We start from the raw sequence: 12,726 nt of genomic DNA on the forward strand, positions 1-12,726 counted from the left end.
CCGTTTTTCCTCTGCCGGATCGCCTCGATGTCTGCCCATGCCCTGACCGCCCTGTCGCCGCTGGACGGCCGCTACGCCAGCAAGGCGCAAGCCCTGCGCCCGATCTTCAGCGAGTACGGCCTGATGCACCGGCGCGTCCACGTGGAGATCGAGTGGCTGCTCGCCCTGGCCGCCGATCCGGGCATCGCGGAACTGCCGCCCTTCTCGCCGGCGCAGGTCGCCCTGCTCAAGGACATCGCCGCCAAGTTCGGCGTGGAGGACGGCGAGCGGGTCAAGGCCATCGAAGCCACCACGAACCACGACGTGAAGGCGATCGAGTACTTCATCAAGGAGCGCATCGGCAACGATGCCGCTCTCGCCCAGGCCAAGGAGTTCGTGCACTTCGCCTGCACCAGCGAAGACATCAACAACCTCTCCTACGCCCTGATGCTGCGCGATGCCCAGCAGCAGGTGCTGCTGCCGGCCTTCGACGCCGTCATCGCCAGGCTGCGCGAGCTGGCCCATGCCAATGCCGCGTTGCCGATGCTCTCGCGCACGCATGGCCAGACCGCTTCGCCCAGCACGCTCGGCAAGGAACTGGCCAACGTGGTCGCCCGCCTGGAGCGCCAGCGCAAGCAGCTGGCCGCGGTGGAGATCCCCGGCAAGATCAACGGCGCGGTGGGCAACTACAACGCGCACGCCATCGCTTATCCGGAGCTGGACTGGCGCGCGTTCTCGCAGCGCTTCGTCGAAGGCCTGGGCCTGGACTACAACCCCTACACCACGCAGATCGAGCCGCACGACGGCGTAGCCGAGTACTGCGACGCGGTGCGCCGCGCCAACATCATCCTGATCGACCTGGCGCGCGACGTGTGGGGCTACATCTCGCTGGGCTACTTCAAGCAGGCGCTGAAGGCTGGCGAAGTCGGCTCCTCGACCATGCCGCACAAGGTCAACCCGATCGACTTCGAGAACGCCGAAGGCAACTTCGGCCTGGCCAACGCTCTGCTCGGTCACTTCGCCGAGAAGCTGCCGATCAGCCGCTGGCAGCGCGACCTGACCGACTCCACCGTGCTGCGCGCGCTCGGCACCGCCTTCGGCCACACGCTGGTGGCGCTGGAATCGCTGCAGAAGGGCCTGGGCAAGCTCAACGTCAACGCCGACCGCATCGCCGCCGACCTGGACGCGAGCTGGGAAGTGCTGGCCGAGGCCGTGCAGACGGTGATGCGCCGCTACGGCCTGCCGGAGCCGTACGAACAGCTCAAGGCGCTGACCCGCGGCCAGGGCATCACCAAGGATTCGATGCGCCAGTTCATCACGGGCCTGGATCTGCCGGCCGAGGCGAAGCAGCGCCTGCTGGACCTGACGCCCGGCGGCTATGTCGGCCTGGCGGAACCGCTGGCGCGCGAGATCTGACCGGTACATCCACGCAAGAAGAAAGGGGCGCGTCGAACGCGCCCCTTTTTCGTTGTCAGGCCGCGGCCTTCTTGACCAGTCCTTCCGCTTCCAGCGCCGCCTGCACCTTGGGACGCGCGGCGACGCGCTCCTGGAATGCCAGCAAGGCCGGGAACTCGCTGAGGTCGAAGCTGACGTGCCTGGCCCAGTTCGTCACCGTGAACAGGTAGGCATCGGCCACGGTGAAGTGCTCGCCCACCAGCCAGGTGTGCTTGGCCAGGTGCGCATCCAGCAGACGGTAGCGCTTGCGCAGGTATTCCTTGCGCTCCTCGCGCACGGCGTCCGGAGTTTCCGCGCGGAACAGGGGCGAATAGGTCTTGTGCAGCTCGGAGTTGATGTAGCCGAGCATCTCCTGCAAGCGATAGCGCGCCGGCGTGCCGTGCGCCGGGGCCAGGCCGCTTTCCGGCTTCAGGTCGGCCAGGTATTGCACGATGGCCGGGCCTTCGGTGAGCAGCTCGCCGTTGTCGAGCGCGAGCGCGGGCACGTAGCCCTTGGGGTTGATCTGCCAGTAGTCCTGGCCGCTGGCGGTGAGCTTGGCCTTGCCGTCGACCTTTTCCAGCTCGACCGGCAGACCGGCTTCCAGCGCGACGATGTGCGGCGAGAGCGAACAGGCGCCCGGTGCGTAGTAAAGCTTCATGCAGATCCTCCTTGTGGGTAGCAGACGCCCGAGTGGTGGGCGGGAGAGTGCGCATGCTAGCCATCCATGGTTACTCTTGGATACCACCTAACCTGTCGTAACCTCTAAAATCCAGTAACCGGTGAGTTACCGATCGTCGCGAGATCTTTCTCCATGGGCCTGCCCGTCCGCAAAAGCAAAGTCGCCCCTCCCCCCGCCTGCCCGCTCGTCGAAGTGCTCGGACTGCTACGCGGCGCCTGGGCGCCCAACGTGGTGTGGGCGCTCAGCGGCGATGCGCGCCGCTTCGGCGAACTGCGACACGACCTGCCGAAGATTTCCGCGCGCGTATTGAGCGCAAGATTGCGCGAGCTGGAAACGCGCGGGCTGGTGATGCGGCGCGTACTGCATACCTCGCCGCCATCCGCGGAGTACACGTTGACGCCGCTAGGCAGGGAGTTGCTGCCGGCGATCGACGCCCTGGCGAGCGTGGGGAGAAAGTTGATTGCGGAGTGGGAAGGGCCGCACAGCCGTCGATTGAGATGAGCTTCCTGCACGGGACTCTTCTCCCCTCCGGGGAGAAGATGCCGGCAGGCAGATGAGGGGTAGGTGCTCGCGGCAGCGCGTCTACGGAGCAGCGGTTTTTTTGAGTTTGAGGCGAGATGGAGCATTGCGCTCCGCCCGGCCCCTCACCCCAACCCTCTCCCCGGAGGGGAGAGGGAGTCAGCATGAGGGGAGCTGGCTACTCCACTTCGTCCGAGCCTTCGTTGACGCCCTCGAACAGGAACGTCGATAGATAGCGTTCGCCGGTATCAGGCAGCATCGCCAGCAGTACCGCGCCCTCCGCGGCGTCCTTTGCCACCTGCAGCGCCGCCGCCAGCGTGGCACCGGCGGAGATGCCGACGAAGATGCCCTCCTTCTTCGCCAGTTCGCGCGAGGTATCGCGCGCCACGACGTCGTCGATCGGCAGGATCTGCTGCGCCACGTCGCGGTTGAGCACCGCAGGCACGAAGTCCGGCGTCCAGCCCTGGATCTTGTGCGGCTGCCATTCCTTGCCCGACAGCAGCGCGGCGCCGGCCGGTTCGCTGGCGACCACCTTCACTTCCGGACGCGCCACCTTCAGCACCTCGCCCACGCCGGTAAGCGTGCCGCCGGTGCCCCAGCCGGTGACGAAATAATCCAGCCGACGTCCGGCGAAATCGCGCAGGATTTCCGCGGCCGTGGTGTTGCGGTGATAGGCCGGATTGGCCGGATTCTCGAACTGGCGCGCGAGAAACCAGCCGTGTTTCTCCGCCAGCTCCTTCGCCTTGCGCACCATGCCGCTGCCGCGCTCGGCCGCCGGCGTCAGCAGCACCTTGCCGCCGTAGGCGCGGATCAGCTTGCGCCGCTCGATCGAGAAGGTCTCGGTCATCACCGCCACGAACGGATAACCGCGCGCCGCACACACCGCGGCCAGCGCTACGCCGGTATTGCCGGAGGTCGCTTCCACCACCGTCTGGCCCGGCTTGAGCACCCCGCGCTGCTCGGCGTCGAGAATGATCGCCAGCGCGAGACGGTCCTTCACCGAACCGGCCGGGTTGAACGCTTCCACCTTTACATAGAGATCGACGTGCTTCGGCGCCACGCGGTGCAGTTTGACGACCGGGGTGTTGCCGATGGTGTCGAGGATGCTGTCGTAGATCATGTAAGGCTCCAGAAGGGAACGAAGCGAAGTCGGCGCATAGTGCGCCCAGGCAGGTGAAAATTTACGTCAGGCGCGCCGCGCCTCGACGGACGCATCGGTAGCGGCATCGCCCAGCGGCGGCGCGCCGAACCAGGCCAGCCGCCCGGCCAGCGCCGCGACCTCGCCCAGAATCAACAGCGCCGGCGAACGGACCTCGTGACTGGCCGCCAATGCCGCCAGCCGGTCCAGCGTGCCGGCCACTACCCGCTGCGTGACACGCGAACCGTTCTCCACCAACGCAAACGGCGTAGTGGCCGCCCGGCCGTGCGCCAGCAGGCGTTCCTGCAGCGTGCCCAGCTCGCTCACGCCCATGTATACGGCGAGCGTCTGACGCTCCTGCGCGAGCGCGGCCCAGTCCAAGGCATCATGCGAGCCGCGGCAATGTGCGGTCAGCAGGCGCACCGACTGCGCATGGTCGCGGTGGGTCAGCGGCACGCCGGCATAGGCCGCGCAGGCCAGCGCCGCGGTCACGCCCGGCACGACCTCGTAGGCGATGCCATGTCCGCGCAGAAACTCCAGTTCCTCGCCGCCGCGTCCGAACACGAAGGGATCGCCGCCTTTCAGGCGCACCACGCGGCGACCGGCCCGCGCGTGCTCCAGCATCAACGCATGGATGCGTTCTTGCGTGGTGTGGTGATTGCCCGCCTCCTTGCCCACCTCGATGCGCTGCGCATCGCGCCGCGCCAGCGCGAGCACCTCGGCACTGACCAGGCGGTCGTGCAAGATCACGTCGGCTTCGTTGAGTGCGCGCAGTCCGGCCAGGGTCAGCAGGCCCGGATCGCCAGGGCCCGCTCCAACCAGAACGACCGATCCCGGCGAGGCTGCCGTGGAGGTCGCCAGCGTGCGCTCCGCTTCGGCTTCGGCCAGTGCCGGTTGCGCACGTCGCAACAGCGGCAGCACCGGCCCGACGAACAGCTGCTCGTAGAATCGCCGGCGCGCGCTCGCCTCCGGCAGACGTTCGCGGATGCGGCCGCGCAGACGCGCCGCCAAGGCGGCGAGCGGGCCCAGCGCGGGTTCGAGCAGCGTCTCCAACCGCTCGCGCACCAGGCGGGCCAGCATGGGCGCGTCGCCGCCGCTGGAGATGGCAACGGTCAAAGGCGCGCGATCGACGACCGCAGGCACATGGAAACTGGACAGCGCCGCATCGTCGACCACGTTGGCGAAGATCCGCCGCTGCGCCGCCAGCGTGGCGATCCGACGATTGAGCAATGGCTGGCCGGTGGCGGCAATGACCAGCCAGCGTCCTTCCAGCCAGGCGGCCTCGAAGGCGCCTTCCAACGCCACGACGCGGCCACTGTCGATCCATGCCCGCAGTGCCGGCGTGAACGCCTGCGCGCCGACGGTGACCGCCGCGCCGGCGTCGAGCAAGGCCGCTGCCTTGCGCTCGCCGACCGCGCCGCCGCCCACCACCAGCACCGGGCGGCCGGTCAGATCGGCGAACAGCGGATAGAGCTTCATGGCACGAAACCTTAGGGCATGAGTCGGCAGACGAGGAAGCATCGACGCTAGGCGGCGCCAGAGGCGCACGCAAATGATTTGTTCGGGCACGCTCATGACCGGCGGTTATGTGATGAGCCGCATGCCCGGTCATGAGATGCCAACCCGGCGTTGACGAAATCATTAAACAGAGGTATAGACGTCTAAATGTTCAACGCACGAACCCTTCGCTATGCAAGCGCGCCGGCCGGCTTTGCCGCCATGGCCGGCGTAGCCACGTGCGTGCCGAACCCGCTCACGCGATGTCCCCCCGCGGCGCCCGCATGTCTGCCCCCCAGCCCTGCCCGCTCCAGGATGCCATCGCATGACCCTGACTCAATTGCGTTATCTCGTCGCCATCGCCGACGCCGGCCTCAACATCACGCTGGCCGCCGAGCGCGTGCACGCCACCCAGCCCGGACTCAGCAAGCTGCTCAAGCAGCTTGAGGACGAACTGGGTTTCCAGCTGTTCCACCGCAAGGGCCGCAGCCTCGATGCGATCACCCACGCCGGCAGCCACGTGCTGGAACGGGCGCGCACGATTCTGGCCGAGGCCACCAACATCCGCTCCATCGCAGCCAACTTGCGCAATGAATCGCGCGGCACGCTGCGCGTGGCCACCACGCATACCCAGGCCCGCTTCGCTCTGCCCGGCGCGGTCGCCGCGTTGAACCGGCAGTACCCGCAGGTCAGCGTGCATCTGCTGCCGTCCACCGATGCGGATGTGATCGGTCTGCTGGAAGGCGGCCACGTGGACCTGGCCATCGTCAGCACCGCCGACTCGGCGCCGCCGGGCAATGGCATCGCGTTGCCCGCTTACCGGTGGAATCGCGTCGCCCTCGTGCCCAGGACGCACACGCTGGCGCAGCTGGACCGTCCGCCCACCCTGGATGAGCTGGGCGTCTATCCGCTGGTGAGCTACGACTCGTCGCTGCGACCCACTTCGTCGCTGGCGCGTGCGTTCCACGCTGCCAACCTGCATCCGCGCATCGCCATGACGGCGAGCGACGCCGACCTGATCAAGACCTATGTGCGTGCCGGCCTGGGCATCGGCGTGCTGGCGGAGATGGCGGTGCTGAGCGGCGATGCGGCTGACTTGCGCGTGCTGCAGGCCGATCATCTGTTCGCGCCGTGCACGACCTGGATCGTGCTGCGGCGGGAAAGCGTGCTGCGCGAGTACGCGCTGGAGTTCATCGGGCTGTTCGCGCCGCATCTGGAACGGCGTACGGTGAGCCGGGCGTTGAGCGGCGGAGCGGCGCACTGGCCCGCGGTGCCGCACTGGCGTGAGCGATACGTGGAGTAGAAGGCGCTGCGTCTTGAGAACGCTTCTCCCCTCCGGGGAGAAGATGCCGGCAGGCAGATGAGGGGGCGGGGCTCGAGGGAGAAGATCGACAGGGCGCGGCTTGCTTGCTGCTACCTCTTCTACGCTTCGCCCGGCCCCTCACCCCAGCCCTCTCCCCGGAGGGGAGAGGGAGTAGGCGCATCAGGCACCGAGCAGGCCGCGATCCTTCAACAGGCCGAGGATATGGCCTGCCAGCACCGCCGGTGCCGCGCCGCCGCCATCGACGCGGACTTCCGGCTCCTCCGGCGCCTCGTACGGATCGCTGATCCCGGTGAAGTTCGCCAGCTTGCCGGCGCGCGCCTGCGCGTAGAGCCCTTTGCGGTCGCGCGCTTCGCAGACCTCCAGCGGCGTGGCCACATGGATCTCGATGAAATCGCCATGCGCCTCTACCAGGGCGCGCGCTTCGGCGCGCGCATCCGCGTAGGGCGCGATCGGCGCGCAGACAGCGATGCCGCCATGGCGCACGATCTCGCCGGCCACATAGCCGATGCGCGTCACGTTGGCAGCGCGGTCCTCACGCGAGAAACCCAGGCCGCGCGACAGGTGCTTGCGCACTTCGTCGCCGTCCAGCACGGTCACCGGACGGCTGGTGTGCTCCAGCAGCTGCGCCAGCACCGCCTGCGCGATGGTCGACTTGCCCGCACCGGACAGGCCGGTGAAGAACAGAGCGAAGCCGCGCGGCGCCTGCGCCGGATGCCGCTCGCGCAGGATGCGCACCACCTCGGGGAAGCTGAACCATGAGGGGATTTCCGTGCCTTCGTGCAGGTGCCGGCGCAACTGCGTGCCGGAGATGTCGCGCACGTCGTCTTCCTGACCCACTTCGGTCGTAGGTACGTACGCATCGCGATTGGCGGCATAGACCATCGCCGGGAACGCCACCACCTGGATGCCCAGTTCGTCCTGATAGCGCTCCAGCAGATGCTGCGCCTCGAACGGACCGTAGAACGGCTTGCCGTTCGCATCGCTGCCGGGACCGGCATGATCGCGACCGACGATGAAATGCGTGGCACCGTAGTTCTTGCGGATGATCGCGTGCCAGATGGCTTCGCGCGGACCGCCCATGCGCATCGCCAGCGGCAGCAGGGAGAGCTTGGCGCTGTCGCCGGGATACTGCGGCAGCAACGCGCGATAGCAGCGCACGCGCGTGTAGTGGTCCACGTCGCCGGGCTTGGTGCGGCCCACCGATGGCTGGATCAGCAGCTTGGCGCCGACCTTCTGCGCGGCGCGCAGGGTAAGTTCGCGATGGGCGCGATGCATCGGATTGCGCGTCTGGAAGGCCACGATGCGGCGCCAGCCGTTTGCCTCGAACCACGCGCGCAACGTGCGCGGTGAATCGCGCAGGTCAGTGAAATCGTAATGCGCGGGCGCCTGGATGCCGCGCAGGCGACCGCCCAGATAGACAGGTTGCGTGCGCTCCAGCAGCTCGGCGACACCCGGGTGCATGCGGTCGATCGTGCCGAACACCTGCCGCGCCTCATGCTCGCGATCCGGCCGGTAGATATCCGCCAGTTCAAGCACGGCCAGCGGCACGCCCTGCGTGTCGCGCAGGACGACTTCTGCCCCCGGCTCAAGCTGCGCCGCGAACGCTTCGCTCACGTCCAGGGTAATCGGGATCGGCCACAGCGTTCCATCGGCGAGGCGCAGCTCCTCTACCACACGGCGGTAATCGCGCTCACCGAGAAAACCCTCCAGCGGCGAGAAGGCGCCATTGAGCAGCAATTCCAGATCGCACAGCTGGCGCGTGTTGAGATCCAGCGCCGGCAGGCCGGTGCTGCGCTGCTTGAGCTCCTGCGCTTCGGCGTGCGGCAGATACAGATCCTTGAGGGTGCCCCCGTGCGGGGCGATCAACGACGCGAGTTCGACGTCGTCGGCGAGGGTGGCAAGTGCGCTCTGGCTCATGATGGCTTTCTTGGTATCGGAGTGGTGGAACGGTCAGGCGAGGTCGTGGATGCCGCACTCGCGCTTGAGACCGAAGAAACGCGTGTCTTCCGGATCCATGCCCGGCTCCCAGCGCCGAGTGGTATGGGTGTCGCCGATCGAGACGTAGCCCTGTTCCCACAGCGGGTGATACGGCAGGCCATGGCGCTGCAGGTAGAGGCCTACGTCGCGGTCGCTCCAGTCGGCGAGCGGATGGAACTTCCAGCGTCCGTGCCGGCGCTGCAGGAACGGAATCGCTTCGCGGCTGCGCGACTGGCTGCGGCGCAGGCCGGCGAACCAGCTGCCGATGCCCAGCTCCTGCAGCGCGCGCTGCATCGGCTCGACCTTGCGCAACCGGTTGTAGCGATCGATCCCTTCGACGCCCTGCTCCCACAGCCGGCCATGGCGCGATTCCATCCAGGCCGTGCCCAGCGGCGCGCGGTACACCTTGAGGTTGAGGGACAGGCGCTCGCTCAGCTCGTCGACGAAGCGATAGGTCTCGGGAAACAGATAACCGGTGTCGATCAGAATCACCGGCAGCTCCGGCCGCTGCTGCGTCAACAGATGCAGCGACACTGCCGCCTGCGCACCAAAACTGGACGACAGCGCGTGCGCGCCCGGCGCATGTTCGAGCGCCCAGGCCACGCGCTGTTCCGCGCTTCGCTCACCGAGCCACGCGTCGAGTTCGGCCAGGGCGCGATCATCGTGCAGGGCCGCCTCCAGCGTGGCGCCGTTCATGCCGTCAACTCCAGCGGAATGCGCCGCGAGCTTTCGACGATGCCCGCGCGCAGCAGAAAGTCGCCGAAGCCCTCGTTCTGCGCGCGCTCGATCGCATAGCGCGCGAACAACGGTTCCAGCGCGGCCAGGATGGCTGCCTCATCGGCATTCTCCAGATACGCGCGGTTGAGCCGCTGACCGCTGAAGTCGGCACCCAGCCGCAGGTCGTAGCGGCCCGGACCGCGCCCGACCAGCGCGATCTCGCCCAGGTACGGCCGCGAGCAGCCGTTGGGGCAGCCGGAGATGCGCAGCACGATCGGCGCATCGGCCAGGCCATGGCGCGCGAGCAGCGCTTCTACCTTGCCCAGCAGATCGGGCAGGTAGCGCTCCGCTTCGGCCATCGCCAACCCGCAGGTAGGCAAGGCCACGCAGGCGACGGCGTGGCGGCGGATCGCGCGGTGTCGCCGGTAACCGTCGAGGCCGTGCGCTTCGACGATGGCATCGACGCGGGCGCGCTCCGGCGCGGGAACGTTGGCGACGATCACGTTCTGGTTGCAGGTCAGGCGGAAATCGCCCTGATGGACCGCGGCCAGCTCGCGCAGCCCGGTGAGCCAACGCCGCTCACCGCGATCGGCGAGTCGACCCGATTCGATATGCAGGGTGAGATGCCAGCGGCCGTCATGCCCTTCGATCCAGCCGTAGCGATCGCCGTTATGGTCGAAATGGAACGGCCGCGCGGGCGCCAGCGCAAAGCCCAGGCGGCGTTCCAGCTCCGCCTTGAAGGCGTCCAGGCCACGATGATCGAGGGTGTATTTCAGTCGCGCGTGCTTGCGTTCGACGCGATTGCCCCAGTCGCGCTGCACCGCGACCACGGCCTCGGCGGTAGCGAACAGCCGCTCCGGCGGCACGAAGCCGATCACGCTGGCCAGCCGCGGATAGGTCGTGGGATCGCCGTGGGTGGCTCCCATGCCGCCGCCGACGGCGATGTTGAACCCACGCAGCTCGCCGCTCTGGACGATCGCGATCAGGCCCAGGTCCTGGGCGAACACGTCGACATCGTTCAACGGCGGGATGGCCAGGCCGATCTTGAATTTGCGCGGCAGATACGTGGTGCCGTACAGCGGCTCCGCCTCGGGCTCGCCGACCAGCGCGTGGCCGTCCAGCCAGATCTCGTGATAGGCGCGCGAGCGCGGCGCCAGGCCGTCGGAAAGCCTGGCCGCCCAGGCGTAGGCGTCGGCGTGCGCCTGCGTTTCGACGGGGTTGGCCGTGCTCACCACGTTGCGCACCACGTCGCCGCAGGCCGCGATGGTGCTGGCGAGGCTGGCATGGATGGCGGCGATGGTGGGCTTGAGCTTCCGCTTGATAATGCCGTGCCACTGGAAGGTCTGCCGCGTGGTGATGCGCAGCGTGCCGTTGGCGTGCTCGCGCGCGAGGCGGTCGAACGCCAGCCATTGCGCCGGCGTCACCACGCCGCCGGGCAAGCGCGCGCGCAGCATGAACGAATAGGCGGGCTCCAGCTTCTGCCGGCGGCGCTCCTCGCGCAGGTCGCGATCGTCTTGCTGGTAGCTGCCATGAAACTTGAGCAGCTTGCCGTCGTCGTCGCTGATCGCGCCGGTGACGGGATCGGCCAGCCCCTCGGCGATGGTGCCGCGCAAGAAGCGGCTGTCGGCCTTGATGCGTTCGAAATCGGAGAGTGCGCTCATATCAATACACGTCGCGGGCGTAGCGGCCCTGTTGCAGGAGGTCGGCGAGCCAGGCGGAGGCGTCCTCGGCGGAAAGGCCACCGTGTGCGACAGCGATGTCGAGCAGTGCCGCGTGGACGTCCTTGGCCATGTGGGTGGCGTCGCCGCACACATACAGATGCGCGCCCTCGCGCAGCCATGCGTACAGATCCCTGCCTTGTTCGCGCAGGCGGTGCTGCACGTAGACCTTTCGCGCCTCGTCGCGCGAGAAGGCCAGGTCCAGCCGGTGCAGCGCGCCGCGGCGCAGCGCCTCCTGCCACTCCACCTGATAGAGAAAATCGTCGGCGAAATGCCGGTTGCCGAAGAACAGCCAGTTGCGTCCACGCGCACCGGCTTCGCGGCGCTCCAGCACGAAGGCACGGAACGGTGCGACACCGGTGCCTGGGCCGATCATGATGATGTCGCGCGACGCATCGGCCGGCAGGCGGAAGCGCTCGTTCGGCTCGATAAAGACGGGGACGCGTGCGTCCTCCGCGCTATCGGCCAGGAATGCGGAAGCCGCGCCCCAGTGCCGTTCGCCGAAGGCCTGGTAATCCACGCTGGCTACGGTCAGATGCACCTCCTCGCCCACTACCGCAGCACTGGAAGCGATCGAGTACAGCCGCGGCGTCAGCGGCCGCAGCGCCGCGACCAGGGCGGAGGCGTCCCAGCGGCCGGGATAGCGACGCAACAGATCGATCGGCTGGTGCGTGTCCAGCAGCGTGGCGAGCGCGGCGGTGCGATCAGCGTCGAGCAGCCCGGCCAACGCGGGGTGCCCGCTCGTCTCGGCGTGGGCGAGCACGAAGCCGCGCGCGAGGCGGGTCAGTTCGCGCTCCGTACCGAGCCAGCGCGCCAGCGGCAGGCTGCGCCCGGCGTGTTCGACCGTCGTCTCGCCGTCCAGGCGCAGCTCCTGCAGCCACTGCTCCACCAGCGCGGCCGGGTTACGCGGCCAGACGCCCAAGGCGTCGCCGGGCTGATAGCTCAGGCCGGCGCCCTCCAGCGACAGCTCGATATGCCGCACCTCGCGCTCGCTCTGCCGCGACACGATGCGCTGGTTGGCCAGTACTTGCGCGCCGAACGGATGCTCGCGGTCATGAGTGGCATGACTCGGCACGGCCTGCAGCAAGGGGAGCCGCGATGCGGACGCCGGTGCGCGATCGACTTCGTCGCGCGCACGCTCCAGCACGGAGGCGCTCCAGGGTTCGGCGACCGCCTCGATGTCGACATCGGCTTCGCCCAGCGCGCTCAGGCGGGTGCCGCCCAACTCCGCCAGGCGCGCGTCGAGCAGGCGCCCGATCGCGCAGAACTGCGGATAGCTCGAATCGCCCAGCCCCAGCACCGCATAGCGCAGCGAAGGCAGGCGCGGCGCCCGGCGCCCGGCGATGAACTCGACCAGGCCGCGCGCGTCGTCCGGCGGCTCGCCCTCGCCCTGGGTGCTGATCACCAGGACCAGATGGCGCTCCTGGGCCAGCTCGCGCTGCACATAGGCGTCGGCGCGCACCAGGCGTGCCGGCAGTCCCGCGGCTTCCAGCTTTTTCGCCAGGTGCTCGGCCACGCGCCGGGCATTGCCGGTCTGGCTGCCGTAGAGCACGGTGATGCGCTCGCCCGCGGCAGGGGCGGGCTGTGCCGGCTGCGGACCACGGGCCGCCAGCGCCGCGCTGCGCGCCGCCACCCAGTACAGCTCATGCGGCGCCAATCCCTCCAGCAGCCGATGGAGCTGGGCGGCCTTGTCGGCGGCCAGCGGCGAGGCAAGGGATTCATGGGAAACGACGGCGTTCAAGGC

10 protein-coding genes are annotated in these 12,726 nt (G+C 68.4%); 3 read left to right on the forward strand and 7 right to left on the reverse strand.

The window, feature by feature from the left end:
* Nucleotides 1-27 precede the first annotated feature (27 nt).
* Nucleotides 28-1,395 carry an adenylosuccinate lyase gene (gene purB / locus ACNR9O_RS11065; RefSeq protein WP_473680576.1) on the forward strand — a complete coding sequence of 456 codons (1,368 nt, stop codon included), beginning with the start codon at nt 28-30 and terminating at the stop codon, nt 1,393-1,395.
* 55 nt (nt 1,396-1,450) lie between these two features.
* Here the strand turns inward: purB and gstA are convergent, their stop codons facing one another.
* The gene (gstA, locus tag ACNR9O_RS11070) at nt 1,451-2,071 is read right to left on the reverse strand and encodes a glutathione transferase GstA (RefSeq protein ID WP_473680574.1); all 621 of its coding nucleotides are present in this window, start codon (nt 2,069-2,071) and stop codon (nt 1,451-1,453) included.
* Nucleotides 2,072-2,224: 153 nt separating this feature from the next.
* Here gstA and ACNR9O_RS11075 point away from each other — a divergent pair, with 153 nt between their 5' ends.
* Complete coding sequence (locus ACNR9O_RS11075; protein ID WP_473680572.1) at nt 2,225-2,593, forward strand: winged helix-turn-helix transcriptional regulator; 369 nt, start codon at nt 2,225-2,227, stop codon at nt 2,591-2,593.
* Between the two features lie 196 nt (nt 2,594-2,789).
* Here the strand turns inward: ACNR9O_RS11075 and cysK are convergent, their stop codons facing one another.
* Nucleotides 2,790-3,731: a cysteine synthase A gene (cysK, locus tag ACNR9O_RS11080; protein WP_473680570.1), complete on the reverse strand. Its 942-nt coding sequence runs from the start codon at nt 3,729-3,731 to the stop codon at nt 2,790-2,792.
* A 66-nt stretch (nt 3,732-3,797) separates the two neighbouring features.
* Nucleotides 3,798-5,228, reverse strand: a complete 1,431-nt coding sequence (cysG, locus tag ACNR9O_RS11085; RefSeq protein WP_473680568.1) for a siroheme synthase CysG — start codon at nt 5,226-5,228, stop codon at nt 3,798-3,800.
* 343 nt (nt 5,229-5,571) lie between these two features.
* Between cysG and ACNR9O_RS11090 the strand changes: the two genes are divergently transcribed.
* Nucleotides 5,572-6,549 (forward strand): LysR substrate-binding domain-containing protein, encoded by a 978-nt coding sequence (locus ACNR9O_RS11090; RefSeq protein ID WP_473680566.1) that lies wholly within the window; start codon nt 5,572-5,574, stop codon nt 6,547-6,549.
* Between the two features lie 180 nt (nt 6,550-6,729).
* Here ACNR9O_RS11090 and ACNR9O_RS11095 read toward each other — a convergent pair whose 3' ends face one another.
* From ACNR9O_RS11095 to ACNR9O_RS11110, 4 genes are read right to left on the reverse strand one after another with little or no spacing between them, the layout of a single operon-like run.
* A complete protein-coding gene (locus tag ACNR9O_RS11095) occupies nt 6,730-8,487 on the reverse strand; it encodes a bifunctional sulfate adenylyltransferase/adenylylsulfate kinase (RefSeq protein ID WP_473680564.1) in 1,758 nt (585 codons plus the stop codon).
* A gap of 33 nt (nt 8,488-8,520) precedes the next feature.
* Nucleotides 8,521-9,243 (reverse strand): phosphoadenylyl-sulfate reductase, encoded by a 723-nt coding sequence (locus ACNR9O_RS11100; RefSeq protein ID WP_473680562.1) that lies wholly within the window; start codon nt 9,241-9,243, stop codon nt 8,521-8,523.
* Nucleotides 9,240-10,925, reverse strand: coding sequence for an assimilatory sulfite reductase (NADPH) hemoprotein subunit (cysI, locus tag ACNR9O_RS11105; protein ID WP_473680560.1), 1,686 nt, complete (start codon nt 10,923-10,925; stop codon nt 9,240-9,242). Before cysI ends, ACNR9O_RS11100 begins: the two co-directional genes overlap by 4 nt.
* 1 nt (nt 10,926) lies before the next feature.
* Nucleotides 10,927-12,723, reverse strand: coding sequence for an assimilatory sulfite reductase (NADPH) flavoprotein subunit (locus ACNR9O_RS11110; protein ID WP_473680558.1), 1,797 nt, complete (start codon nt 12,721-12,723; stop codon nt 10,927-10,929).
* Nucleotides 12,724-12,726: the final 3 nt, after the last annotated feature.

The organism is Dyella sp. CR10, from assembly GCF_055814425.1.

Bases quoted from the DNA above. Each gene is read 5' to 3' on its own strand.
- gstA (WP_473680574.1), bottom strand. From the start codon at position 2,071: ATGAAGCTTTACTACGCACCGGGCGCCTGTTCGCTCTCGCCGCACATC.
- ACNR9O_RS11075 (WP_473680572.1), top strand. From the start codon at position 2,225: ATGGGCCTGCCCGTCCGCAAAAGCAAAGTCGCCCCTCCCCCCGCCTGC.
- purB (WP_473680576.1), top strand. From the start codon at position 28: ATGTCTGCCCATGCCCTGACCGCCCTGTCGCCGCTGGACGGCCGCTAC.
- ACNR9O_RS11100 (WP_473680562.1), bottom strand. From the start codon at position 9,243: ATGAACGGCGCCACGCTGGAGGCGGCCCTGCACGATGATCGCGCCCTG.
- cysI (WP_473680560.1), bottom strand. From the start codon at position 10,925: ATGAGCGCACTCTCCGATTTCGAACGCATCAAGGCCGACAGCCGCTTC.
- cysG (WP_473680568.1), bottom strand. From the start codon at position 5,228: ATGAAGCTCTATCCGCTGTTCGCCGATCTGACCGGCCGCCCGGTGCTG.
- cysK (WP_473680570.1), bottom strand. From the start codon at position 3,731: ATGATCTACGACAGCATCCTCGACACCATCGGCAACACCCCGGTCGTC.
- ACNR9O_RS11095 (WP_473680564.1), bottom strand. From the start codon at position 8,487: ATGAGCCAGAGCGCACTTGCCACCCTCGCCGACGACGTCGAACTCGCG.
- ACNR9O_RS11090 (WP_473680566.1), top strand. From the start codon at position 5,572: ATGACCCTGACTCAATTGCGTTATCTCGTCGCCATCGCCGACGCCGGC.